The organism is Noviherbaspirillum suwonense, assembly GCF_900182955.1.
Taxonomy (GTDB): domain Bacteria; phylum Pseudomonadota; class Gammaproteobacteria; order Burkholderiales; family Burkholderiaceae_D; genus Noviherbaspirillum_A; species Noviherbaspirillum_A suwonense.
The window spans coordinates 157436-182115 of the sequence record NZ_FXUL01000009.1 but is presented as its reverse complement, the minus strand read 5'-3'; the positions used below and the strand labels follow the sequence as shown (position 1 = coordinate 182115).

Below are 24680 nucleotides of genomic sequence, written 5' to 3'. Positions count from 1 at the left end.
GTAGTGCATGTGCGAACCTGGAATGCATGCGTTAACGTCGACACCGCTGCAGAATGCGGCATCGGCGTCGCCGACGTTGGCCTGTAAATCACCCTCTGCGTAATGATGATAAGAAAATCGCCAACAAAAGCGTTACCTGAACTCGCTCAGTCAGGTTTGCCAAAAACATCACGCGCCCGCACCGCGTTCAAACAGTTCCGTTTACTTTCTTTGCCTTGCGTTTCCCCGGCTTGCAGAATTGCTCGTACAGCACCTGGAGCACCGCCAGCGCTTCCTTGCTCGCGATGCTGTAGAAAATCTGCTTGCCCTCCCGCCTGGTCGTGACCATGGATTCGTCACGCAGCACGGTCAGCTGCTGCGACAGCGTGGGCTGCCGCACGCCGGTCAGCTGCTCGAGATCGCTGACGCAATATTCGCCTTGCGTCATCTGGCACAGCAGCAGCAGCCGGTCCTGGTTGGCAAGCACCTTCAGCAGGCTGCTCGCGCTGGCGGCGGCGTTCTGCAGTTCGGCGAGGTCGACGGAGAGGTTTTCCTGGTTCACGTGCGTTTTTTCGTGGTGGTGAAGATGGACGGTCCGGTTCGGTCTTTTATGCGTCGATATTATATGTTTTTTTATTTTGATGTGCAGCATCGCCGCGCGGCTGCCATAACGCCATCGGGCCTGCAGAGACTGCAAGGAAGTGAGGAAGTGAGGAAGTGAGGAAGTGAGGAAGTGTGCTGGTCAACGTTCTGTTGATCGCGGATGCACATGATCGGCCGATCGACGGCAACAAGACGGTCAGATGAACCAGCAGGTCCACCGCGGCGAGAATGCCGAGAAAACATCGGATCTGACCTGCAGACAGCGCCTGCACCGGACCAGGGACATAATTAAGAATATTTTATTATATAATCCTATCATATATAAAAAGCGTTACCAGGTCGGGGTGCGGATCGCAGCGACCTTGCCAACGAACACCATTGGAAGCCGCATCACACTTCCCCGACTGCCCTTTCTGGACGGCGATTGCTATCGCACGGCAGTGAAAGCACCCGCTATTCATTCCTCCCTCTGCATTGCCCGTCGCACTGCCGGCGCGCATTCTTCCACTTTTCCCAGGTACCCGGCCCATGCATGTACTCCTCGTTGAAGATGACGCGCTCGTGGCAAGCGGCGTGATTGCCGGCCTTCGGCTCCATGGTTTTACGGTAGACCATGTCGAGACGGCGCAATCAGCGCATACCGCCTTGCACACCGCGCACTTTGACCTGGCGATCCTTGATCTCGGCCTGCCTGACGAGGACGGCATGGCGCTGCTTGCGCGCGTGCGCGGCGCCGGCGCCATGCTTCCCATCCTGTTGCTGACGGCGCGCGACACGCTGCAGGACAAGGTGGCAGGGCTGCGCGCGGGCGCGGACGACTACCTGCAAAAACCGTTTGACCTGGAAGAACTGATCGCGCGTCTGCATGCGCTGCATCGGCGATCCGCAGGGCGCACGGTCGACATGATCACGCATGGCGACCTGTCCTTCGATCCGGCCAGCCGGCAGGTGCTGCTGGATGGCAGCCGGGTCGACCTGTCGCGGCGCGAACTGGCGTTGCTGCAGGCCCTGCTGCATCGTCCCAACCGGGTCCTGAGCGCGGAGCAGGTCAAGGACAGCCTCTACGGCTTCGACGAGATCGTGGAGAGCAATGCAATCAATGTGCATATACACCACCTGCGGCGCAAGCTCGGCCCGCACATCGTCGAGACCGTGCGCGGCGTCGGCTATCGCCTGGGCAGGGCCGGCAAATGACCCTGCGCTGCCGCTTGCTGCTGATCATCGGCTTCTCGCTCGCCCTGCTGTGGGCAGCGGCCTCTGTGTGGATGCTGGTCGACCTCAGGAAGGAGTTTCGCAGCGCGCTCGATGAGAGACTGGCGGCATCGGCGACGATGGTGGCAAACCTGATGCTGCAGCAGCCGCCATCCGGACCATTGGCGTCGACGCCGCCGGCCACGGTTGACGGCCTGGCCGGCGATGGCGTCGCCTGTGAAGTGCGGCTGCTGCGCGGCGACGTGCTCGCGCGCACGCACAACAGCCCGGCCAGCCTGGGTTCGACGGGAACGGGCTACGGCACCCGCACCATCGATGGCGTGCAGTGGCGCAGCTTCACGCTGGAACGGCATGGCGTGCGCATCACGACAGCCGACCGGCTGGACCGGCGGCTGGCGCTGCTGCATGGCGTCGTGCTCGCCACCGCGGTGCCCTTCCTGATCGCGGGCGCGGGCAGCCTGCTTGCGCTGTGGCTGGGCGTGAGCCACGGGCTTGCGCCGCTGGTTTCGATCAGGAATGCCCTCGCCCAGCGCCATCCGGACGCCCTGCAGCCCCTGCCCGATACCCGTGTGCCCGGCGAGCTCAAGCCGCTGGTCGCCACCATCAATTCGCTGCTGGACCGCATACAGCTGGGCATCGAGCGGGAACGCACGTTCACCGGCAACGCCGCGCATGAACTGCGCACGCCGCTGACGGCGGTGAAGACCCATATCCAGGTTGCCAGGCTGGCCGGCGGCGGCGGCGAGACCGGGCAGGCGCTCGAACATGCCGAGCACGGCGTGCTGCGGCTGCAGAACACGCTGGACCAGCTGCTGATGCTGGCGCGGGTCGACGGCGCGCATTCGTTCGAAGGCGAAGAGGCTGCGGATGCGGGCGCCATTGCGCAGATGGCTCTGCAGGAAATGACTCCGACGTTCCGCCGCCGCATCCTCGTCAGGGATGCCGGCGCGACGCATGCGCTTGCATTGCCTCCCGTGCTGGCAATCACCGCCGTGCGCAATCTCCTCGACAATGCATGCCGGTATTCGCCAACCGGCACTGACGTGATGCTGACGGTGGCGGAGTGCGGCGGCATGGCCTGCTTCAGTATCGAGGACCTGGGGACAGGCATGAGCGAAGAGGAGCGGGTCAGGTCCGTGCAGCGTTTCTGGCGTAAAGGCCGCGGACAGGGCAGCGGCCTTGGCTTGTCCATCGTGTCGGCCATTGTCGAGCGCAACGGCGGCTCCTTCGCATTGCTTCCGCGCGCCGCAGGCGGCCTGCTCGCGCGCGTCGCATTTCCGCTCGCCGGCGCTGCACCTGCTTGCGACGACAAAAAAGAAGCCCGCGTGTCCTTCGACAGCGGGCCATCCCCATCGCCATCGCCGACGGGGCGGAGAGATTGACGCCGATGCACCGGGCCTTGCGACGCGGGCGGCGCGTTCCTATTTGCCGCCCAGCACGCGTTCGTTCACCTTGAGTCCATACATCGATGTCGGCGAATCGTGATATTTCTTGCGCGTCTCCTGCACGTTTCCCTTGAAGCGCGGGTCTTGCGGACGGTCCTGGCTATTCATGTAGGCAGCGACATCCCACGCATCCTGGTCGCTCAGGGAGCCGCCCAGGCCCAGCGGCATGTTGGCCTTGATGAAGCTGGCCGCATTTTTGATGTCATGCATGCCGGCGCCCCAATTGAAGGACTGCGAACCCCATAGCGGCGGGAAGACGGTCTTGCCGCCGCTCGCCTGTCCCTGGCCGTCGGCGCCGTGGCAAAGGGCGCAGCTTTGTGCATAGACTTTCTGGCCGCGCGCGTAGTCCGGCGCCAATGCGGGCTTGGCCAGCTCGGGATAGCCGCGGCCTTCGACCTTGCCGCGGACCGGCGCCCCGGTCGACATCCAGTAGGCATAGCTTTCCAGCGCGACGAGCGTGGGATCGCCCAGCGGCGGCGCCTTGCCATTCATGCTGAAGCGGAAGCATCCTTGCAGGCGCTCGGCGAACGTATTCACATGCTCGTTCTTGCTGCGGTAGGCCGGATACGAGATGTAGGCGCCCCACAGCGGGCTGGCATTGGCCTTGCGGCCCGCGTCGAGATGGCAGTTGACGCAGTTCAGGCTGTTGCCCACGAACCGGCCTGCATTCTCGCGGGTGTTGACGAAAATTTGCTCGCCTTTCCGGACCATCTTGCCGAAGTCGTCGTCCGGGATGCTGTCCGCTGCCGGTGGCTGGAAGGCCACCGGCTTTTTCGTCTCGGGCGGCTTTGGCGCGGCGGCCTTTTCCGCTGCAGCCGGCACCGACGTCGGCGCGACGCCCGGGCCGGCGGCCGGCGCAGCGCAATGGGCAGACACCGATGCGAAGGTCAGCAGCAGTGTTCCCAGCAAGCGAGCGGAAGCGATCTTCATTTTTTCCCCTTGTCGGCCGGCGCCGCGCCGAAGTGATCGGCCACGGCGGCAATATCGGCATCGGTCATCCGCTTCGCCACGACGCTCATCAAACTCATCGGTCCGCCAGGCCGGGCGCCGGACTTGAATGCGTGGAGCTGGGAAGCAAGATAGGCGCTGGACTGGCCCGCCAGCGGTGGAAAGGCGCTGCCTGTGCCCGCCCCGCCGGGGCCATGACACTGCACGCAGGCAGGCAGGTTATCGTCCCAGTGTCCGCGATCGGCCAGCCATGCGCCACGATCGCTGGCCTTCAGTACATTCGGGTCGCCGCTGGCGACAGGCGTTGGCGGCGGCAGCCCGCCGAAATAGCCGGCGACCGCCTGGCGCTCGGCAGCCGTCAGTTGCCTGGCAATCGGCGCCATCACCGGATTCTGGCGCAGGCCGCTCGCAAAGTTATCCAGCTGGGCCAGCAGGTAATCCGGATGCAGGCCGGCCAGCCGGGGGAAGCCCGCCGCCGCCATGCCCTCGCCTTTCGCGCCGTGGCAGCTGACGCAGGCAGCCGCGCCGCCGCTGCCGCCCTTGGCCGCAATGGCTGCGCCTAGATTCTTGTCCTGCGCCGATGCGGGCAGCGCGGCATGCAGCCCGCAACCCAGCATGGCCACGGCGGCGATGCGTGTGGAATACCGTCTCATGGATAGCCCTTCTTTCTGCGGCAGAAGTTCGGCCTTCGCCGGTGTCCTTGCTGAATCATTGCGTTTCCTTGCCTGCCAATGCTGAGCGCCGACAGCGGCCGGATGGGATCCGGCAGGTCGCGGGCCGACCCAGAATGCGCGGCATCGTCACCTGTCGGTGAAGCATACGCCTGCAAATCACTATACCAAATTACATAATATAGTTAAAGTATTTAAAACTCCGCACCTGCAGACCATCGCGGCTCAAGCCCCCGCCATCGCGCCGAAGCCCGCTCGATGATGGAAGCACACGACGTCTGGTTCATTGCGTTGCCGCCACGCGCCCTTATTTCCGTCCGGGCACATCGATACCTCGATGCTAGCGGCGCATTGTTAACGCAGCAATAACGCCAGGGTGCAACGTGCGGGTTCAGCGAGATGCATTGCCCAGCACGCCGATGCGATAGGTGCGTAGCAGCCCGTCGGCCTCGGCCGAATGCGGCCGTCCGCGGGTTTTCGTGCGGTACGCCTCGCTTGCTTCTTTCCCGCACCAGGGCAGGATGATCCTGGGATTCGATGGATGGTCGGGAAGATAGGCCGTGATGTCGTAGACAATGCCGTCTATCGCCATCCAGCAATCCCCGGCAGTCGCATGCCGGGCGATCTCGGCCAGGCCGATGGGCCGGTCGGCTCCAGCAGCCGGCCTGGCGGAATTGTCCGGCGCGCGGCTGCCGGCGGTCCATGCCGCCAGCACGCCGATCCAGAAAAGGGCGGTGCCATAGAAGAAGAGTTTTCGCATCATCGGAAATCGAACTGTTCAAAGTGTATTCTTTCCGGCGCTACCCCACGTCGACGCAGGTGCACCGCAGCCGACATCGCCATCGGCGCCGGGCCGCAGATATGGCATTCGACGCCGCGCAGATCGGCTGGCGCCGGCAGCAGGGCTTCCAGGTCCGGATTGTCCGCGCCGGTCTCGATGCATTCGATATGCAGCAGCGGGCAGTTGCCAGCCAGCGCTTCCAGTTCGGCCAGGTAAGGCGCGTCAGCGCCCGAGCGATAAAGGTAGAACAGCCGCACCGGGTAGCGCAGCGTACGTCGCTGCAGCACGGAGAGGAAGGGCGTGATGCCTATCCCGCCGGCGATCCACAAGCCTGGCCCCTGCGGCTCCCGGTCGAGGAAGTTGCCGAATGGTCCCTGCAAGCGCACCGCAACGCCGGGCTCGAGGTCCTGCAGGGCTCCGGTGCAATCCCCGAGGGACTTGATCGCGAGGACGATGGCGCCGTTCGCCGCCGTCCTCTCGACGGTGAAGGGATGATATTCCCGGCACCCGTGATAATGGATGCCCTCGCCAAATGCGGCCAGCAGGAACTGCCCGCCATTCGGATGCAGCGCTTCCCCCAGCGGCCGCAGGGTCACTTCCATGACGGTGCCGGACAGCCGCGCGACCCTGTCCACGACATACGGCCGCGCCCCCAGTCCCCGGTCCGCGCGCAGGAATCGCCACAGGAGAAAGCCGATGGCCAGCGCCGGCAACCACAGCAGCGGCTGCGGAAGCCCGAGCAGCAGCAGGTGCGCTGCGCCCGCCAATGTCGAAGCGCTCAACAGGTGATGCAGTCGACGCCAGAGCTCGTAGGGGATACGGTGCGCAAAAGCCAGCGCCAGTCCTGCCATCATCAGCAGCAGCGCGAGCCAGCCTGTTGCGATGGTCGCGCCACCCTGCCACGGAGAGATCGCCAGCCACGCCCTGTGCGGCGAGTGCTGCCAGCCGTCGGCGGCAAGCGCCAGCGGATGAGTCAGCAGCAGGAGGTAGGCAAGAACGCCGGCATGGTGATGCCAGAGGTACATGCGCTGCAAGCCGCCCAGTAGTCCGGCCAGGCGCGGCTCGCGTATCATCAGCAGCAGGCTTGCCAGCAGCAGGCCGCTTGCGAGCCAGCCTGAAAAAATGGCCCAGCTTCGCCAGAATCCGACGCCTTGGGGAAACGCCCACCACGCGGGCAGCAGCCCGAACAGCGCGGTCAGCGCCGGAATGGACCATCGCTGCATTGACTGCCGGGACGGGAGAAAAGTCATCGATGACATGCGGCTTCCGGATCGCGAACCGCACCGGCATCCGGCCGGATGTCCGGCATTGAGGCTGCACGGCGGCATCCCGGTTCCTGCAAGTCTGGCGCCGGCTCGCCCTTGTTGCGGCGGCCGTCCTCGCCACTGCCCGATTGCCTGGCAAGAGCCTGGCGCCCGAGCCCTGCCTGCGGCGGCATCGGTTGCCATCCGCCCGTGTCGGCCGCGCAGCCTGGCCAAGTCCTAGGTGCATTGAAGATAGCCGCGATGCCCGCGGCGGTGAAAAGCTTCATCGCTGCATTCCCGCGCATCGCCTGTTGATTGACTGGAAAGCCGGATGGCCAAGCCCGTAAGCTAGCATGCGGCCGCCGGAAAAAGCTGCGGCAGATCAAATGCCGCAGCGCACTGCCGCGCTGCCGGACTCCATGCGAATCAATCGGAAAGCAGCGAGGACTGCCGCATTCTTCTTTAATCCCCTGATAATCCCCAGCCGATAACATGGAGCGCACAACATTCGCGTGCATCAATGACGATGTCATGCTCTGAAAAAGGAAATCCCCGCATGGGATCGGTCAATCTAGGCTTCGCTGCCGTCTCCATCGATCTGGTCCTGTTCCTGGTCGCCACCGTCGCCGGCCTGCTGCTGGTCACGGCGACAGCGGCCCCGGACCGGCGTCGAGGCGCACTGTTGCTGATGCGAATAATCCTGATCGGCGTAATTGCCGCAAGGGCCTTCCACGTCTACCTGGATGCGGAGCGCTACGGATTGGAACCCTGGACCGCAGGCCGCCTGACCGATGGCGGGTTCATCGTCTTCGCGGGATTCGTGGCGGCTGCCGCAGCGACGGCATGGTATGCCTGGCGCAATCGCGCACTGAGGCAGCCACTGGTGCTGGCGGTCGCCGGCCCATTGCTGATCTGGGGCGGCGGCCTGAATGTATTCTGGCTGCTCCGCACAGACCAGCTGCAATTCCCGACATTCACCCTGATGGCGCTGGATGACAAGCCGGTGAAGGTCGAGGATTTTCTAGGAAGGCCCATCGTCGTCAATCTCTGGGCCACATGGTGCCCGCCGTGCCGGCGAGAGATGCCCGTGCTGGGAAACGCCCAGCAACGCCATGGCGACATCACTTTTCTGTTCGTCAACCAGGGGGAATCCGGCCGCTTGGTTCGCGAGTACCTCGATGCCCGCGCGCCGCAGATCCGAAACGTGCTGCTCGACGTCGCAGGGCAATTCCCGGTTCACGCCGGCACCCAGGCGCTGCCGGTCACCCTGTTCTTTTCGGACCGGGGCATCCTGCACGGCAAGCATGTCGGCGAATTGACCGCTTCCACCCTGGAACAAAACATCGCCAGCCTGAAAGCGGCTGGCATCACATCCCGGCAAACGAGTGCTTATTGACAGTCAACAGCGCTGTCTGCCGGTCGACACCGCCCCGAAGCCCGTGCACTAGCGAAACTTGGCCAGTGCCGGGTCGTCTACTTTCTGTTCCGGCAAACCGGTGATGCCCGGCAGTTCCGACAGCCGCGGCATGCCGCCTTTCACATTGACCTTGCCGCGGGCGTCCTTCCAGATGACGCCCGGGGTCCCCGCAATGCCGAAACGCGCCATCAGCTCGGTATTGTTCCGGATTTGTACAGCCGCCCCGGGGCTGGCGGCCTCGCTGGCCTTTGCCGGCGGCGTCCAGGCCTTGCCGCTGTTTTCCTCCATTTTCCTGAAGGCGACGGTCTTGTCCTCGGCCGCCAGGACTTCAATCGCCTTGGGCATGCTGGTCGGTCCCAATGTCGCCACAAGAATCCATCGTACCTGCAGGCCCGCCTTCTCGTAGGGCTGCAGGGCTTTCCAGGTGAGATGGCAGAACGGGCAGTTGGCGTCGACGAAAACGTAGATGGTCTTTTTCGGGTCCTGGATCGCGCCTTCGACGACGTAGGACGATTTATCCAGTTCGTGCAGCAGGCTGCCGAAGTCCGGCTTGGGAACATGGTCCTCTTCATACCGGGAGGACAGGTTTTCGCCGTTCTCGCCTATCAGCGTGCCGGCGATCAAGGTCTTCTTGTCCGCCGTGGTAAAGACGACGGAATGCTGGCCTCCCTGCGACAGCACCCAGCCGGTGAGCCCGGAGGCCGCGGAAAAGCTTTTCTCCACCTTGACGCCGGCGTCGACAGCCTGCTGAATCGGCCTGGGAAAACTGTCGGCCGAAGCCACAGGGCCAGGGACGCCGAGCAGTGCCGCGCCGCCAAGGAGCGGGCCGAACAGGATCGCGGAGGCCTTACATGAACGCAAAAAACTGGACATGACATCTTTCATTGGAAAATTGAGTTTTAGTTTGTTGGCGATAAATTCGCGGGGAGCGGCTTCACCGCGTCGAGCGCCGACAGGAATTTTTCCGGACCCTGGTAGCCGATGACACGCCGGCCGGCGATTTCACTGCCTGCCGGATCGAAGAAAATAATGCCGGGTGGGCCGAACAGCCCAAAGCGCCTGAGCAATGCACGGTCGTGCCCATCGTTGGCTGTCACGTCCGCCTGCAGCAGCAGCATGTCGGCAAACTGCGCCTGGATGCGCGGGTCGGAAAAAGTCCGCTTTTCCATTTCCTTGCAGGAGACGCACCAGTCGGCATAGAAGTCGAGCATCACGACCTTGCCCGGCTTCGCTGCCAGGATCGCTTCCAGTTCCTGCAGCGACCTGACCCTTGCGAACGAGGTCGCATGCACGCCTTCGCCGGTCGCATGCGCCAATGGCGCCAGCGGATCGCGCGAACCCATCGCCGCACCCGCCAGTTGCAGCAATCCCAGTCCCGCAAATGCAGTCGCTGCCGCACTCGCCGCCCAACCGCTGCGCCGCCGCAGCAGGTGGACTGCGTAGGCGATGGAAAGCACGGCCCAGGCCAGCATCTGCGCCAGGCCTGGAATCACCGGCGACACCATCCATAGGGCGGTTGCCAGCATCAGCACCCCGAAGAAGCGCTTTACCGCTTCCATCCAGGCGCCCGCCCGCGGCAGCAATGCGCCTGCCGAGGCCCCTAGCGCCAGCAGCGGCAGGCTCATGCCTGCCGCCATTGCAAACAGGGCGCTGCCGCCGGTCACCACGTCGCGCGTCTGGCTGATGTACACGAGCGTGCCTGCCAGCGGCGCGGCGACGCAGGGCCCGACGATGAGCGCCGACAGCGCGCCCATGATGAATACGCCGGCAAGCTTGCCGCCGGCCTGGCGACCGGACGCCCGGACCAGCCTGGCCTGGATGGCCGCCGGCATCTGGATCTGGTAAACCCCGAACATGGACAGCGACAGGATGACCATCAGCAGGCCGAAGGCGCCGAGCACCCAGGGATTTTGCAGCGCAGCGGCCAGGCCTTCCCCGGCAAGCCCTGCGGCCACGCCGAGCAAGGTATAGACAAGGGCCATTCCCAGTGAATAGAACCCCGACAGCAGCAGGCCGCGCCCGCGCGAGCCGCTGCGCCGGTCGCCCACGATGATGGAGGACAGGATGGGCATCATCGGCAAGACGCAGGGGGTGAAGGCAAGCCCGAGTCCGAGCAGCATGAATAGCGGGACGACCACCGTCAGCCTGCCGCTGGAAAGCGATGCCTCGATCCGGCCCATGTCGCCGTCGGTGGTCGCCAGGGTGCGCCCACCGACGGCGGCAGGGTCAAGCCGGGCCGCAGATGTCATCGGCGCATAGCACAGGCCGGCATCGGCGCAACCCTGGTAGGTCGCATTCAGCGTGAACGGCCCAGCGGCCTGGACCGGCACCCGGATGGTGACCGTGTCGCGGTAGGTTTCCACGTCTTTCTGGAACGTGTCATCGAACTTCACCCGGCCAGCCGGAATCGCGGGCTTGCCGGCCTGCGCGCCCTCGGCCCTGAAGCCGAATTGTTTCCGGTACAGGTAATAGCCTTTTGCAATGTCGAAGGTGACTTCGACAGTATTCGCATCCGCCATCCGCGCCGTGAAACGGAAGGCCTGCCCGGGGGGCAGATAGTCTTCAGCGGCATGCGCCGGCGCGGCTGACAGCAGCGCCAGCAGCGTGAGCATGGCGATGGCAAGTCGTGCGGCACGGGCGCCTGTATGCCGGAGTAGGTTCGTCAACTTGGTTTCCTCATGATTTAAAAGGCGGCGCAAGCGGCACGCATCGCCGGGTGCGTACCTGTAGCCGGCGCTTCTTGCTGCCTGTCCGACATGCTGGATGTCGCGGACGCAGGATTTGCAGGGCCGCCGGGGCACCATCCCGGGCCTTGCAGCCTGTGACAGCCCGGCGCCTCAGCGCGGGAGTGCAAGTTCCGCCTGCCGTTGTTCCATTGCGCCGCGCCGCGTGGCTCAGCGCGCTTGCCGCAAGGCTTCCAGCCGCTGCGTCAGCGTGGCCGCCGATAGCTCACCCATGCGCTGCTCGACCAGGACGCCCTGCGCGTCGAAGAACAGCGTGGTCGGCAAGGCGCCGGACCCGAGCATCGCGCCCAGCTGACGGTCCGGGTCGAGCAACACGTTGTCGAGGCTGAACGACTCTCCGGCAAGATAGCTGCGCACCGTTTCCGGCGTCTCCCCCTGGTTCACGAAGATGAACGTCACGCCGGGATGGCGCGTCTGCGCCGCACCGAGCACCGGCATTTCGCGCCGGCATGGCGGGCACCAGCTGGCCCATAAGTTGACGACCACGGGTCTGCCCGCAAAGCGCTTGATCTCGATGGCTTGTCCCGCCAGGTCAGACAGCGTGATCTGCGGCATCTGCAGGCGCTGCGCAGGCATTGCCAGCGGAACCAGCGCAGCCGCCAGCCAGACGGCGACGCCGGCGCCCGCCGCATACAGCAGGGGCGTGCGCGCGTTTCGATTTCGCCGGGCTAGCCATGCGGTCGCCAATGCGACAGCCAGCAGCCCCGCGGGAGCCAGGAATCCGCCGTCGCGAACATCGAGCATGCCCAGCGGGTCATCGACATATTGTTCGTGATACAGAACGACGAATGCGATGCGCGCTGCGGCCAGGCTGCCAAGGACCACGATCCAGATCTGCGGCTCGGCGTCTATCCGCGACGAACGCGCAGCCCACTTGCCGGCAAGCAGCGCCGCGGCCAGCGCGCCGAGCAGCGCCAGCAGACCGTATGGCAGCACGAAGGGGCCGATCGTTATTCCTGCCATGCGTCCCCCGTCGCCCCGTTGCTGATCATCCCTGGTTCCGGGGCGTGCCGCCGCCTGTCATTTTGCATGCTAATCATGAAGCGCATCGTACGGGGCCAGCATTAACACAGCATTAAGCGTTGCGCGATCCCGCCCCGCCGGGCCGCGAATTTTTATGGAACCGCGAGCGGTGTTCGTTTTTCCAAGCGGATGACGGCGGCTGCCTGCCGGCTTCCGCGATGCGCCCTTCCGCACCGGTTCATCTTCAATCGGGACAGCAGCCGGCGTTTGCTTCATAATACTTAAAAATATTATGTAATTATGTAATAGCACGAATTGGTTCAGCCGCTAGACTGGACCGACGCAGCTTCCGGCACAGTCCAATCAACAAGGAAGGAGAAGTCCATGATATTCCGCCAGCTGTTCGAACCGCTATCAAGCACCTATACCTACCTGCTCGGCTGCGAGCAGACCGGGGCGGCGGTGCTGATCGATCCGGTCATCGCGTCGATGGAGCGCGACCTCGACACATTGCACGCGCTTGGACTGACGCTTGCCTATGCGCTGGACACCCATATCCATGCTGACCACATTACCGGCGCGCTGGAACTGAAGCATAAAACCGGCTGCAGGATTGCAGCGCCTGCTATCGATCGCCTGCCGTGCGTCGATGTCGGCATCGAGGAAGGCAGGCCGCTGACCGTTGGCGGGCTTACGCTGAATGGGCTGCACACGCCCGGCCATACCGATGGCCACTTCGCCTATCTGCTGGACGATCGCATCTTCACCGGGGACGCATTGCTGATCGAGGGCTGCGGTCGCACCGACTTCCAGAACGGCGATGCCGACACGCTCTATCGCAGCGTGCGGGAAAAGCTGTTCAGCCTGCCGGACGATTATCTGGTGTATCCGGCGCACGACTACCAGGACCGGCATGTCTCGTCCATCGCGCAGGAAAGGAAGCGCAATCCGCGCCTTGGCGGCGACCGCTCGCTGGAATCATTCCGCGACATCATGGCGAACCTCAACCTGCCCTATCCGAAATTCATCGATTACGCGGTGCCGGGTAACCGCCAGTGCGGCGTCTGCCCGTCCGACCTCCCGGAAAACCTGGAGAAGTATTGCCGCCAGATGACGCAGAGCCCGCAGGGCTAGGCAGGCATAATGGCCAGCTTGTCCCGGCCGGAAATCCTGCCCGCATGACGATTGGACAGCCGTCAACCACCTATCCTCCCGGAGAAACTGTGACCAACGCCCCCTTCTTTCAATCCGCCGAGACATGGAACGAGCGCTACAGCGCGCCAGGTTTCGCATTCGGCACCCAGCCGAATGCCTACCTCGCCGACAGGCGCGCCTTGTTCGAACCTGGAAAGTCAGCCCTCGCCGTGGCCGATGGCGAAGGCCGCAACAGTGTCTGGCTGGCGCAGCAAGGGCTGAACGTGGATGCCTTCGATATTTCTCCGGTAGGCGTCGCCAAGGCCCGCCAGCTGGCGCAGCAGGCGTCGGTCGCGGTGAATTACCACGTCGACAGCTGCGACGGCTGGGACTGGCAGCCGGCGGCCTACGATTACGTCGTCGCGATTTTTGTCCAGTTCGCCGACCCCGAGATGCGCCGGCGGCTCTTCGCGAACATGGTGGCGGCGCTCAAGCCCGGCGGCCTGCTTGTGCTGCAGGGATATACACCCAAGCAGCTGGACTACAACACTGGCGGGCCCGGACAGCTCGACCACTTGTACACCGAGGAAATGCTGACCTCCGCGTTTTCGGCGCTCGAGCTTGTCGACATGCAGGTGTATGAGGCCGAACTGGACGAAGGAGCGCGGCACAGGGGGATGTGCGCATTGATAGGCATGGTCGGCAGAAAATAAGGCGGCGCTGCGCCTTTCGCCAGTTTCCCGCCCGTACCGGCGAGACCGCTTGGCCGCGTTCCCTTGCTCGGCGAAGCCGTCGTCGGTCCCGGAAGTCCGGTTCCGGTCAGCGTTGAAGCGTCAAAGCCAGACCTTGACGATCAGGCCGATCGCCACGACCGACGAAACCAGTGCGAAACCCTTCTGCATCTGCGGACCCGCGATGCGTGCAGCCACGATCCGGCCTGCCAGCATGCCGGCCAGCGCGCCCGCCGAAAACGGTATGGCAACCGGCCAGTCCAGGATGCCGGCAACGGCGCTCGATACCACGCCGGTCGCCGATACCAGCGCGATCACGGCCAGCGACGTCGCCACGACGGATTTGATGTCCAGGTCGGTATAGCGCTTCAATGCCGGCACCATCACGAAGCCGCCGCCGACGCCCAGCAAGCCGGACATCAAGCCGGCAATCCCGCCGGAAAGCGCCATCGCGCGGGCGCAGCGGCTGGTCCAGACGAATCGACCGCTGGAAGCATCGCGGATGCAGGCCAGATCGGCCCGGACGTCGTCCGCGCCCGTTCCGGGATGACTGGCCTGGCGCCAGGTCCGGTAAGCGACATAGAGCAGGACCACCGCAAACAGCGCCGTCAGCCATTGGTTGTCGATGCGGCGGGCCAGCCAGAGTCCGGCCGGCGACAGCAGCATGCCGGCTGACGAGATCAGCATTGCGGCGCGGTAGCGCACGGTGCCGGTGCGCAGTCCAAGCAGCGCGCCGAGCGCAGCCGCCATGCCCACGGCGAGCAGGCCCACCGGCCCGGCTTGGGCCACGCTCTGATGGGCGCCGAACATCAGCGCGGGAACCGCGAGGATTCCGCCGCCGGCGCCCGTCAGCGCAAGGATGACGCCTATCGCCGAGCCTAAGAGCAGGTTGGTCAGCATGTCTGCGCCGCGCGGTTCCCACGCATATCAGGCGGCCTTATGCCGGCCCGAAAGAGCCTGCCACTGAAGCAGCTCGAACAGCGCCATTCCCGCAAGCATCGCAAGGACGAACAGCAGCGGCTTGGCCCCGCCCGACAGCAGCGACGCCAGGGCCGGCCCCGGGCAATAGCCAGCCAGCCCCCATCCCGCGCCGAATGCCAGGCTGCCCAGCACCAGCCGACGGTCGATGTCGGTCGCGGTCGGCAGCCGTATCGGACCGCCGAGCAGCGCCGTGGCCCTGCCCTTTGCAAGGCGGAACGGCACGGCGCTGACGGCGATGGCGCCCGCCATGACCAGGGCCAGAGACGGATCCCAGTTGCCTGCCAGGTCGAGGAAGCCGATCACCTTCGCCGGATTGGTCATGCCGGACAGGATAAGGCCGAGACCGAAGATCAGGCCTGCGACCAGTGCCATGAATATCTGCATGATTCTCTCCTCAGGCCAGCCAGTGACGAACGATAAACACGGTCGCAAAGCCGGCCGCCATGAAGGCTGCGGTCGCGACCAGCGAGCGCGGCGACAGCCGCGAAATGCCGCATACGCCGTGGCCGCTGGTGCAGCCGGACCCGTACCGGGTGCCGATGCCGACCAGCAGGCCGGCGACGATGAGCGTCAGGTTGCCGGCCTCGACCTCGACGGCCGGCAGCGGCGCCAGCATGCCGAACGCCAACGGCGCGGCGATCAGTCCGCCCAGAAACGCAAGCCGCCACAGGCGATCATTCCTTACCGGATGAAGCAGTCCGCCCAGGATGCCGCTGATGCCGGCGATCCGCCCGTTGAAGAGGATAAACAGCGCTGCGGAAAGGCCGATCAGCATGCCGCCGGCGAGCGACGCCCACGGCGTGAAATGTGCCCAGTCTATGTTCATGTCCTTGCTCCTTTTCAGTCCTGCAATATCGCCCGTGCAACAAGCGGCATCGGCCGCAGCCATTGCCTTGCCGCCGGCGCTTCCCGACATGGTCGTACTATCTCAATACATTATATCTTTTTATAGTATGAAGTCCAGCACCCGCTCCGCTGGGCGCTGTATCGCCTGCTGCCGGAGGGGGTTTTTGGCGAATGGCCGCGTGACCGCCGGGTTGCGACATCATTCGTACCGCCCGCTTTCCTTTTTCCGTGCGGGCATGGTTGAAACGGAACCTGCCGCCGCTGGCGCGCAAGATCGCGCCCAGAACGCAACGAACTTGCAAAAGCGGCGGCCGGCGCACGAGCGCCGGCTGCCGTATTCGCATCGCTCCTATCGCGTCAGAACGGATAGTGCCGCGGCGATGTCTGCACCGTCATCCACCGCAGGTCGGTGAACTCGGCGATGCCGGCCTTGCCGCCGAAGCGGCCCATGCCGCTGCCCTTGACGCCGCCGAACGGCATTTGCGCCTCGTCATGGACCGTCGGCCCGTTGATATGGCAGATGCCGGATTCGATGCGGCCGGCCACGTTCATCGCGCGGGCGATGTCGCCGCCGAACACTGCCGACGACAATCCGAATTCATTGTCGTTGGCGCAGGCCACCGCTTCGTCGACGCCATCGACGCGCACGATGCCCTTGACGGGTCCGAACGATTCCTCGTGATAGATCTTCATGTCGCGCGTGACGTGGTCCAGCAGGGTGGCCGGCATCAACGTCGAATCGGCGCGTCCGCCGCAGAGCAGCGTCGCGCCTTTCGACAATGCGTCGTCGATCAGCGCATTGCAGCGGTGGACGGTGCTCATGTCGACCACCGAGCCCAGCACCACCGGTCCCTTGCGCGGATCGCCCAATGGCAGCTGGACCGCCTTTGCCGCCAGGCGCGATGTGAATGCGTCGGCGACCTTGCGGTCGACGATGATGCGTTCGGTGGACATGCATATCTGCCCCGAGTTGGCGAAGCTGCCGAATGCGGCGGCATCGACGGCGGCGTCGAGGTCGGCGTCGTCCAGCACGATGAACGGCGCCTTGCCGCCCAGCTCCAGCACCGCCGGCTTCAGGTACTTGGCGCAGTAGGCGGCAATGATCTTGCCGACGCGGGTGGAGCCGGTGAAGTTGACGCGGCGAACCGCCGGGTGGGCAATCATCGCCTCGACCACCGCGGCGGCATCCTGCGGCGCATTGGTGACGAAATTGACCACGCCGGGAGGCAGGCCGGCTTCCTGCATCGCTTCGATGATGAGCCCGTGGGTGGCCGGGCACAGCTCGGAGCCTTTCATCACCACCGTGTTGCCGCAGGCGAGCGGCATGGCGATCGCACGTACGCCCAGGATGACGGGGGCGTTCCAGGGCGCCATGCCCAGCACCACGCCGGCAGGCTGGCGCACGCCCATCGCCAGGCTGCCCGGCACGTCCGACGGGATGATTTCGCCGCTGATCTGCGTCGTCATCGACGCGGCTTCCAGCAGCATGCCGGCTGCCAGGTGCACGTTGAAGCCGGACCACATCGCCGAGCCGCCGGTTTCCGCGGCGACCGCGGCCGCGAATGCGTCGCCCTTGGCTTCGAGCGCCTGGGCGGCCTTCATCAGCATCGCGCGCCGTTCGCCCGGCCCGATGGCGGCCCACGCCGGAAATGCCCTGGCCGCCGCATCGACCGCGGCCGTCGCGTCCTCGACGCTGGCCGCCGGCGCCGTGGTGGCGACGCTGCCGTCGAGTGGATTGCGCCGTTCGAACTGCGCGCCATTGCGCGCCTGGACGCGGTTGCCATTGATCAGCATGGAGATAGTGCTCATGTTCGATTTTCCTTATCCTGTTGAGTGATGCGTAAGGTCCCGCCCGCCGCGCCATGATGCCGCGCAGCCTGCCGGGATGCGTTTTCCATAGCCCGAGATACGACTTTCTGATGCGCTTGCCCCGGAGCAGGTCCTGTCCTGCGCCTTCGCTGACGATTTGCCCCTGCTCCAGAATATAAGCGTGATCGCAGACGGACAGCGCCTGGCGCACGTTCTGCTCCACCAGCAGCACGCCGGTGCCCTGGTCGCAGATCTGCCTGAGGATGCGAAACAGTTCGGCGACCATCTTCGGCGCAAGCCCGAGGGACGGCTCGTCGAGCAGCAGACAGCGGGGCTTGCCCATCAGGAGGCGCGGCACGCCGGCCTCGGGATGAGCGCTGCAAATCGGTCCGGCTTAACCCGCTTTTCAGCAGGCGGGCCGAATTTACATTTAACAAGTATTCACAGTGCAATTAAGAAAGATAGTACACTGCCAACTCTGAGGACAGGCGTGCGAAATCAGCATAGTCCGGCTTCCCACTCCGTGCACGGCGCGCATGCGCGCGGCAGCGCGAAAGGACTTGCAATGACCTACCAAACCCGCGACTCCGGCATAGACGCTGTCGGCGATATTGCATGGGGCACGCACTTCTGCCAGTTCTACCGGACCAAAGAGGACCTGGCCGAAACCCTGGTGCCTTATTTCGAAGCCGGATTGAGGGCCAACGAATCCTGTCTCTGGGTGACTTCCGAGCGCCTCGAAGCGGACATGGCGGAAGACCTGATGATCAGCGCCATGCCCGAATTCAAGCAATACCTGTCGTCGGGCCAGATGCAGATCCTTCCTATTTCAGACTGGTACACGCCGGGCCAGGTATTTTCGGCCGACGATGTGCTGCAGGGCTGGGTCGACAAGGAAGCCGCATCGAAGAACAGGGGCCTGTCCGGCCTGCGCCTGACGGGCGACACGTTCTGGGTGGAGCGCTCCGGCTGGAATGACTTCATGGACTACGAGAACAAGGTCAATCACGCCTTCCGGCGCTACAACCTCGTTGCGCTGTGCACTTATTGCATGGACAAGTGCTCGGCCGAAGACGTGATCGACGTGTGCTGCCATCACCAGTTCGCCATTGCGCGCCGCCAGGGCAACTGGGAGCTGCTTGAAAGTTCTTCGCTGAAGATCGCCAAGGAGAACCTACACCAGTTGAACATCGAACTGGAATCGCGCGTCGATGCGCGGACCGTCGAACTGAACAACGCGCTCAAGGCGCGCGACGAATTCCTCGCGATGCTGGGCCATGAATTGCGCAACCCGCTCGCGCCGATTCGCAATGCGACCGAAATCATACGCAGCCTTACGCCGGCCAATTCGCCGCTGAGTGCGCCGACTGCCATCCTGGACCGCCAGGTCGGCCACATGACGCGCCTGGTCGCCGACCTCCTGGATGTCGGGCGCATCACGCAGGGCCAGATCAGCCTGGACAGGAAGGTGGTCTCGCTGTCGGATGTGCTGGAACAGGCGCTGGAATTGTCGCGTCCGCTGATCGATCAGCGCGGGCATTCGCTGTCCGTCTCGCTGCCCAGCCGCCATGTCAAGATCAGCGGCGACGCTTCCAGGCTGGCGCAGGTCTTCGGCAACCTGCTGCACAACGCGGCAAAGTACACGCCGGACGGCGGCAAGGTCAGCATCGGCGCCGAGGTCGACGGCGACTTCGCCACGGTGACCGTGCGCGACACCGGCGCCGGCATTCCAGCCGAAATGCTGGGATCGATCTTCGACCTGTTCACGCAACTGCCGCGTTCGCTGGCGCGCTCGGACGGCGGGCTGGGAATCGGCCTGACGCTTGTCAAGCGGATCACCGAAATGCATGGCGGCGCCGTGCTCGCGCATAGCGACGGCGTCGGGACCGGCTCCACGTTCAGCGTGCGGCTGCGACTGGTCGAACGGATGCCGTCCGACCAGTCATCCGCGGCTGCGCTGTCCGTCAATAAATCGGTCGCCAGCCGGCGCGTCGTCGTGATCGACGACAACCATGACGCCAACCAGACCCTTGCGATGCTGCTGCAGATCGCCGGCCACGACGTATCGTCCGCATTCGACGGTCCGGAAGGCCTGGAGCTGATCGGCGCGCTGCAGCCGGAGGTCGTCGTGCTCGACATCGGCCTGCCGGGACTCGACGGCTACGAGGTCGCCAGGCGGCTGCGGGCGGACCAGCGGACCAGGGGCGCTTACGTCATTGCGCTGACCGGTTACGGGCAGGAGACGGACGTCGCGCAGGCGCGTGAAGCGGGCTTCGACGCCCACCTGCTCAAGCCTGCGCGGGTCGACGACCTGCTGAGGCTGATCGCCAGCCTGTCGAGGAACCTGCTTCACTGAGCGATTCCACGCCGACGCAATTTCCAGCCGGCGTGCGGCTGTTTACAGTCCTGCATCGAACGCGCCCGCAGGCCGGGCCGCTGCCGGCAAGGCATGGGCCGAACGGCAGCCCATGCCTTGCCGGCCTATGCCGCTCAAGCAAAATACTCCATTCGATTGCCCGGCCCGCACCAGCCCGCTGCCGGCGACATAGACGATAGATTATTGCGAAACTATCGCCACTACCGTTCTTTTCGCGCCTGGCATGGCGCAGCAGCAGGATGATCGTGCCGCTGCGCTATTGGATGAACGGACAATGTTGTGCGAGTATACTGTTTTTTTATACAGTACTCTGTCATCATGGTTCAAGCGCCGGGTCGTTTATGGGATCGTCTTCATCGCGATGAAGCGCCGGTTGAAAGCGGCAAGGCAGCGCAGGCGCCTGTCCATACCGGCAATACGGCGCCCGACGACAGGAATTAATGATGCGCACCGAGATCACCAGTTTCGTTTGCGATGGCGAGGACCCGAATGCGGTGCCGCCGTCGCCGGACGACTTCGCCGCGGCGTGGGGCAATGCGACATTCCCGCCGGCGCTGTTAACGGACCAGCGCAATGCCGAATTAATGCGCTCGGCGCCGGCGACGCAGATGAATGCGCTGGCGGTGATGAAACATGCATGCGTCGATGCGCTTGAACTCGATGCATTGATGCCGGGCGACGCCAGCGTCTACGCTTCCCTGGTCGACCCCGTGTCGGTGCTGGCGCTGATCGACATCGTGGAGAAACGGATCACCGAGGAAGAAATCGCCGCGCTGCACCAGGTCATCGCCGAGATGGGCCACTATATACAATGCAATGCGCCGGGCGCCGAGGCGGATGCGCTGCTGCTGCGGGCGCGCCAGATCGTCGGCCTGACCGGCTAGGACATTCTCGCGCAATCCTCCAGCATCCTGCACAGCGGCTGTCACGGCGCCTGCCGGCGACGGCTGCGCAGCGCACCGCCTATCCAGGCGCGTTCCTGGCGACCCTGCCCATCCATGCCGCTTCCGTCCGGTCCCGCTTGACCTGGGTCATGGCGCATGCGGCGCCGGCTCTTATCATCGGTGGACTTCCTCCAAGCGATTGCCCCGCGCCCGGATGCCATGGAACAGAAGTCCGACACGCCCAAGTTGACGGCATGGCACTGGCTGCTGCTGCCGCTGCTGTTGCTCCTGCTGGTCAACCTGTTCATCGCGCGGGGCGACACGACGCTGGCCTATAGCGACTTCAAGCGCGTGCTGCATGCGGGCAAGGTCGACGAGGTGCGCGTCGGGCCGGCCGTGGTCACCGGGACGCTGCATGAAGACGGCCTGGATACGCTGCTGCCGAAGGAGCAGGTCGCGCGGCTGGGCCGTGCGGAAGCGGGCCTGCGCCGCTTCGAGACCGTGCGCATCGACGACCCCGACCTGGTGCCCGAACTTGAAAAGGCCGACGTGCGCTTCTCCGCGCAGGTGGGAAGCGCCTGGGTGGGCGCGGCGTTTTCGTGGCTGCTGCCGCTGCTGTTCTTCTTCTGGATCTGGCGCTCGATGGGCAAGTCCGGCGGCATCGGGCGCTGGGCGCTCGATATCGGCAAGAGCCGCGCCCGGGTCTATGCGGAAAAGCAGACCGGCGTGACCTTCGACGATGTCGCGGGCATAGACGAAGCCAAGGAAGAGCTGATGGAACTGGTGGCCTTCCTGAAGCAGCCGGAGCGCTACCAGCGGCTGGGCGGGCGCATTCCCAAGGGCGTGCTGATCGTCGGCGCGCCCGGCACCGGCAAGACCCTGCTGGCCAAGGCCGTCGCCGGCGAGGCGGGCGTGCCCTTTTTTTCCATCAGCGGTTCCGAGTTCGTCGAGATGTTCGTCGGTGTCGGCGCGGCCCGCGTGCGCGACCTGTTTGCGCAGGCCGAAGCGAAGGCGCCCTGCATCATCTTCATCGACGAGCTCGACGCCATCGGCCGTGCGCGCGGGATGGACCTGGCCGGCGGCGAAGAGCACGGCCAGACGCTGAACCAGCTGCTGGTGGAAATGGACGGCTTCAATTCCAGCCGGGGCGTGATCCTGCTGGCCGCGACCAATCGCCCGGAAATACTCGACCCGGCGCTGCTGCGGCCGGGGCGTTTCGACCGCCATATTGCGATCGACCGGCCCGACCTGAAAGGCAGGGAACAGATACTCCAGGTCCACGTGCGCAAGGTCAGGCTGGCGCCGGGCGTGAAGCTGGCGGCCATTGCAGGACGCACGCCGGGGTTTGCCGGCGCGGACCTGGCGAACCTGGTCAACGAGGCGGCGCTGCTGGCGGTGCGCCGCGGCCGTGACCAGGTCGAGATGGACGACTTCGACGACGCCATCGAGCGCATTGTCGGCGGACTGGAACGCAAGAACCGGGTGATGAACCCGCGCGAGAAGGAGACCGTCGCCTATCACGAGGCCGGCCATGCGCTGGTGGCCGAGATGCGTCCCAATGCCGACCGGGTGGCGAAGATCTCCATCATCCCGCGCGGCGTGGCGGCGCTGGGCTACACCCGGCAGCAGCCGACCGAAGACCGCTACCTGCTCAGGAAGAGCGAGCTGCTGGACCGGCTCGACGTGTTCCTCGGCGGCCGGGTGGCGGAGGAGCTGGTGTTCGGCGACGTGTCGACCGGCGCCCAGAACGACCTGCAGCAGGCCAGCGACATGGCCCGGCACATGGTGGCGCAATACGGCATGAGCGAGCGGCTGGGCCTGGTGACCTTCGAGGAAGTGCGCTCGCCGCTGCTCGGCCCGAATGCGCAGCCCGAGCGCCATGCATGCAGCGAACGCAGCGCCGAGGCGATCGACATCGAGGTGGCGAGGCTGCTGGCCGAAGCGCACCAGCGGGTGCGGGTGACGCTGACCAGCCGGCGCGCCCTGCTGGAACGGGTGGCGCAAGCGCTGCTGCAGCAGGAAAGCCTGGACCGCGCCGGCTTCGACGCGCTGCTTGCCGGCCAGCCGGCTGTTACACCGGCGGCGGAAGCCGCGCTGTCGCCGGCAGTCCGTTAAGGCTTTGCGGGTTCAGGGATGCCGCCGCGGGTATTGCGCGACTAACCGCCAAGCCGGGCGCGCGTGCAGGCCGGCGCGCCGACCCTGTGGTCACGGCGCCCTGCGCGGTCAACCCTGCCGCTCGCCCAGCGCGATGTCCAGCGTCATGTCATGCGCCAGCACGCCGAGTTCCTGCCGCAGCGCATCGGGGGACAGGCTTGCCGGCAGCAACAGGTGCGCGCCGATCTTGAAGGTCTGCCTGCCGGTGACGCCGCTGCGCACGATCTCGGTGTGCAGGTTTTCGATGCTGACGCCGCGCTCGGCGAGGATTTTCGTCAGCGAGCTGACGATCCCGATCCGGTCGTCGCCGACCAGTTCCAGCTCGACCGCGCGCAGCGAGGCCGGCACGCTGGCGCTGGCGCTCCTGGCGACGACGACCTGCAAGCCGCTGGACGACAATTCCCGCAGCGCCGCCTCCAGCGCGTCCGCGCGTTCCTTCGGCACGTCGAGATGCACCGTGCCGGCGAACTCGCCGGCCAGCCGGGTCAGGCGGCTCGCCGCCCAGTTGGCGCCGAAGCGCTGCGCCCTTTCCGAGAGCTGGCTGACGATGCCGTGCCGGTCGGGACCGACCAGCGTGACGATCAGCGCCGTGGTCGTGGTCGACTGGTCCTCGGTCAGCACCACGGATTTGCGCAGCATCGGCGCCTTGGTCGCAAAGCGCTGGTCCTGCGGCTCGGCCGGCAGCGCGCCGTCGATGCGGGCGGCCTGGACCACCCGCGTGAGCAGCGACAAACCCATCGGCGCCAGCGCACGCTCCCATAATTCGCGCGCGGTCTCGCCCTTCTCCACGAAGCACCAGTCCTGCGCGGCGATGGCGCCGGCATCCCATCCATGGGACAGGTGATAGACGGAGCCGCCGGCGATCGGGTCGCCTTCCAGGATGGTCCACTCGACGGCGGCGATGCCGCGGTGCCGCGGCAGCAGCGACGGGTGATAGCCGACGCCGCCGAGGCGGGCGCGGGCCAGCGCATCGTCGCTGACGCGCGCATGGGTGTGGGCGGCGATGATCAGGTCCACGCCGTCGGGAATCGCGTCGCCGGGCACCAGTTTGGGATTGTCCAGCACATGCACCGCCAGGCCGGCATTGCGCCCGGCAATGGCCAGCCGGTCATCCTCGGCCGGCGCGACCACGCCGGCGATCTCGACGCCCTCTTCCCTGCGCAGCGCCTCGAGGACGGTGGCGCCAAAAAACCGGGATCCTACCAGTACGCATTTCATCGATTCGCTTCCTTTGTGATCCCGGGCGCTACGTCCGGACCGGCGTGAGCCTGCGCTTCCATGCCGCCGGGCGCGACCCGGGGGCTTGCTAGATGCGGTCTTCCTCGACCCGCCAGGCGACCGGCTGAAAGGCGCCGTCGAAACCGGGCGCCGCCGCCAGTTGCGCAATGGTGATCGACTCCGGCCTGTACGACTCCGCGCCGCCGTCCTGGCTCCTGCGGCTGATGGCGACCTGGGAATCCAGCACTTCGCGCGGGTCCTCGTCGAACAGGCCGCCGGCCTTGCCGTCATTCCGGAACAGCAAGCCGTCCGCGAGCTTGACCCCGAATGCCTGGGCGTAATCTTCCGCTTCCTGTTCGGTCGGGAAATTCGGCACCGCCACATCGATGCGCAGGTCCTGACCGCACTGGAATGTGCCGACCGCGGTGTAAAGTTTTGCAGGGAGTTCGACAGCCATCGTATTTCCGATCAGTTAAAGAAGAAGAAACGATTCTAGCCGGGCGCTGTATCGCCGTCCGGCTGCTGCCCGCCGTGTTGGA

General features: G+C 65.2%; 23 protein-coding genes. 8 read left to right on the top strand and 15 right to left on the bottom strand.

Going from position 1 to position 24680, the window contains the following annotated elements:
• Positions 1-187: 187 nt before the first annotated feature.
• Entirely contained in the window at positions 188-541 is a 354-nt protein-coding gene (locus tag QOL82_RS13665) for an ArsR/SmtB family transcription factor (RefSeq protein ID WP_283442834.1), read from the bottom strand.
• Positions 542-1110: 569 nt separating this feature from the next.
• Between QOL82_RS13665 and QOL82_RS13660 the strand changes: the two genes are divergently transcribed.
• Positions 1111-1776, top strand: coding sequence for a response regulator (locus tag QOL82_RS13660; RefSeq protein ID WP_283442833.1), 666 nt, complete (start codon positions 1111-1113; stop codon positions 1774-1776).
• On the top strand, positions 1773-3176 hold the full coding sequence (locus tag QOL82_RS13655) for an ATP-binding protein (protein WP_283442832.1): 1404 nt from the start codon (positions 1773-1775) through the stop codon (positions 3174-3176). Before QOL82_RS13660 ends, QOL82_RS13655 begins: the two co-directional genes overlap by 4 nt.
• A gap of 39 nt (positions 3177-3215) precedes the next feature.
• On the opposite strand, the gene QOL82_RS13650 is transcribed toward QOL82_RS13655, so the two are convergent.
• The 5 genes from QOL82_RS13650 to QOL82_RS13630 all read right to left on the bottom strand — a co-directional run bounded on the left by QOL82_RS13650 (position 3216) and on the right by QOL82_RS13630 (position 7170).
• Complete coding sequence (locus QOL82_RS13650) at positions 3216-4169, bottom strand: c-type cytochrome (protein ID WP_283442831.1); 954 nt, start codon at positions 4167-4169, stop codon at positions 3216-3218.
• Positions 4166-4840: a c-type cytochrome gene (locus QOL82_RS13645; RefSeq protein WP_283442830.1), complete on the bottom strand. Its 675-nt coding sequence runs from the start codon at positions 4838-4840 to the stop codon at positions 4166-4168. Before QOL82_RS13645 ends, QOL82_RS13650 begins: the two co-directional genes overlap by 4 nt.
• Before the next feature lie 409 nt (positions 4841-5249).
• Positions 5250-5621, bottom strand: a complete 372-nt coding sequence (locus QOL82_RS13640) for a cytochrome b5 domain-containing protein (protein WP_283442829.1) — start codon at positions 5619-5621, stop codon at positions 5250-5252.
• Positions 5618-6898: a ferric reductase-like transmembrane domain-containing protein gene (locus tag QOL82_RS13635; protein ID WP_283442828.1), complete on the bottom strand. Its 1281-nt coding sequence runs from the start codon at positions 6896-6898 to the stop codon at positions 5618-5620. Before QOL82_RS13635 ends, QOL82_RS13640 begins: the two co-directional genes overlap by 4 nt.
• Positions 6886-7170, bottom strand: a complete 285-nt coding sequence (locus tag QOL82_RS13630) for a hypothetical protein (RefSeq protein WP_283442827.1) — start codon at positions 7168-7170, stop codon at positions 6886-6888. The genes QOL82_RS13635 and QOL82_RS13630 overlap by 13 nt, the downstream gene beginning before the upstream one ends.
• Before the next feature lie 269 nt (positions 7171-7439).
• Between QOL82_RS13630 and QOL82_RS13625 the strand changes: the two genes are divergently transcribed.
• Complete coding sequence (locus tag QOL82_RS13625; RefSeq protein ID WP_283442826.1) at positions 7440-8279, top strand: TlpA family protein disulfide reductase; 840 nt, start codon at positions 7440-7442, stop codon at positions 8277-8279.
• A 48-nt stretch (positions 8280-8327) separates the two neighbouring features.
• Here QOL82_RS13625 and dsbG read toward each other — a convergent pair whose 3' ends face one another.
• The 3 genes from dsbG to QOL82_RS13610 form a co-directional block, all read right to left on the bottom strand.
• A complete protein-coding gene (dsbG, locus tag QOL82_RS13620) occupies positions 8328-9173 on the bottom strand; it encodes a thiol:disulfide interchange protein DsbG (RefSeq protein WP_283442825.1) in 846 nt (281 codons plus the stop codon).
• A gap of 26 nt (positions 9174-9199) precedes the next feature.
• Positions 9200-10912: a protein-disulfide reductase DsbD gene (gene dsbD, locus QOL82_RS13615; RefSeq protein ID WP_283442852.1), complete on the bottom strand. Its 1713-nt coding sequence runs from the start codon at positions 10910-10912 to the stop codon at positions 9200-9202.
• Positions 10913-11194: 282 nt separating this feature from the next.
• Positions 11195-12007, bottom strand: a complete 813-nt coding sequence (locus QOL82_RS13610) for a TlpA disulfide reductase family protein (RefSeq protein WP_283442824.1) — start codon at positions 12005-12007, stop codon at positions 11195-11197.
• A gap of 384 nt (positions 12008-12391) precedes the next feature.
• Between QOL82_RS13610 and QOL82_RS13605 the strand changes: the two genes are divergently transcribed.
• Together QOL82_RS13605 and QOL82_RS13600 are read left to right on the top strand one after the other, a co-directional pair.
• Positions 12392-13141 carry an MBL fold metallo-hydrolase gene (locus QOL82_RS13605; RefSeq protein WP_283442823.1) on the top strand — a complete coding sequence of 250 codons (750 nt, stop codon included), beginning with the start codon at positions 12392-12394 and terminating at the stop codon, positions 13139-13141.
• Between the two features lie 44 nt (positions 13142-13185).
• Positions 13186-13854 carry a class I SAM-dependent methyltransferase gene (locus QOL82_RS13600; RefSeq protein WP_430438480.1) on the top strand — a complete coding sequence of 223 codons (669 nt, stop codon included), beginning with the start codon at positions 13186-13188 and terminating at the stop codon, positions 13852-13854.
• A gap of 120 nt (positions 13855-13974) precedes the next feature.
• Here QOL82_RS13600 and QOL82_RS13595 read toward each other — a convergent pair whose 3' ends face one another.
• From QOL82_RS13595 to QOL82_RS13580, 4 genes are all read right to left on the bottom strand, one after another.
• Positions 13975-14772 (bottom strand): sulfite exporter TauE/SafE family protein, encoded by a 798-nt coding sequence (locus tag QOL82_RS13595; protein WP_283442821.1) that lies wholly within the window; start codon positions 14770-14772, stop codon positions 13975-13977.
• A 27-nt stretch (positions 14773-14799) separates the two neighbouring features.
• The gene (locus tag QOL82_RS13590; protein WP_283442820.1) at positions 14800-15237 is read right to left on the bottom strand and encodes a YeeE/YedE family protein; all 438 of its coding nucleotides are present in this window, start codon (positions 15235-15237) and stop codon (positions 14800-14802) included.
• 10 nt (positions 15238-15247) lie between these two features.
• Entirely contained in the window at positions 15248-15679 is a 432-nt protein-coding gene (locus QOL82_RS13585) for a YeeE/YedE family protein (RefSeq protein ID WP_283442819.1), read from the bottom strand.
• Positions 15680-16056: 377 nt separating this feature from the next.
• Complete coding sequence (locus QOL82_RS13580; RefSeq protein ID WP_283442818.1) at positions 16057-17508, bottom strand: aldehyde dehydrogenase; 1452 nt, start codon at positions 17506-17508, stop codon at positions 16057-16059.
• Positions 17509-18073: 565 nt separating this feature from the next.
• On the opposite strand from QOL82_RS13580, the gene QOL82_RS13575 reads away from it, so the two are divergent.
• The 3 genes from QOL82_RS13575 to ftsH all read left to right on the top strand — a co-directional run bounded on the left by QOL82_RS13575 (position 18074) and on the right by ftsH (position 22884).
• Positions 18074-19864 carry a hybrid sensor histidine kinase/response regulator gene (locus tag QOL82_RS13575; RefSeq protein ID WP_283442817.1) on the top strand — a complete coding sequence of 597 codons (1791 nt, stop codon included), beginning with the start codon at positions 18074-18076 and terminating at the stop codon, positions 19862-19864.
• Positions 19865-20325: 461 nt separating this feature from the next.
• Positions 20326-20769 carry a hypothetical protein gene (locus tag QOL82_RS13570; RefSeq protein WP_283442816.1) on the top strand — a complete coding sequence of 148 codons (444 nt, stop codon included), beginning with the start codon at positions 20326-20328 and terminating at the stop codon, positions 20767-20769.
• A gap of 219 nt (positions 20770-20988) precedes the next feature.
• Positions 20989-22884, top strand: coding sequence for an ATP-dependent zinc metalloprotease FtsH (gene ftsH / locus QOL82_RS13565; protein ID WP_283442815.1), 1896 nt, complete (start codon positions 20989-20991; stop codon positions 22882-22884).
• 108 nt (positions 22885-22992) lie between these two features.
• On the opposite strand, the gene QOL82_RS13560 is transcribed toward ftsH, so the two are convergent.
• Together QOL82_RS13560 and QOL82_RS13555 are read right to left on the bottom strand one after the other, a co-directional pair.
• Entirely contained in the window at positions 22993-24141 is a 1149-nt protein-coding gene (locus tag QOL82_RS13560) for an ACT domain-containing protein (protein WP_283442814.1), read from the bottom strand.
• 88 nt (positions 24142-24229) lie between these two features.
• Positions 24230-24598 carry a hypothetical protein gene (locus QOL82_RS13555; protein WP_283442813.1) on the bottom strand — a complete coding sequence of 123 codons (369 nt, stop codon included), beginning with the start codon at positions 24596-24598 and terminating at the stop codon, positions 24230-24232.
• Between the last annotated feature and the right edge of the window lie 82 nt (positions 24599-24680).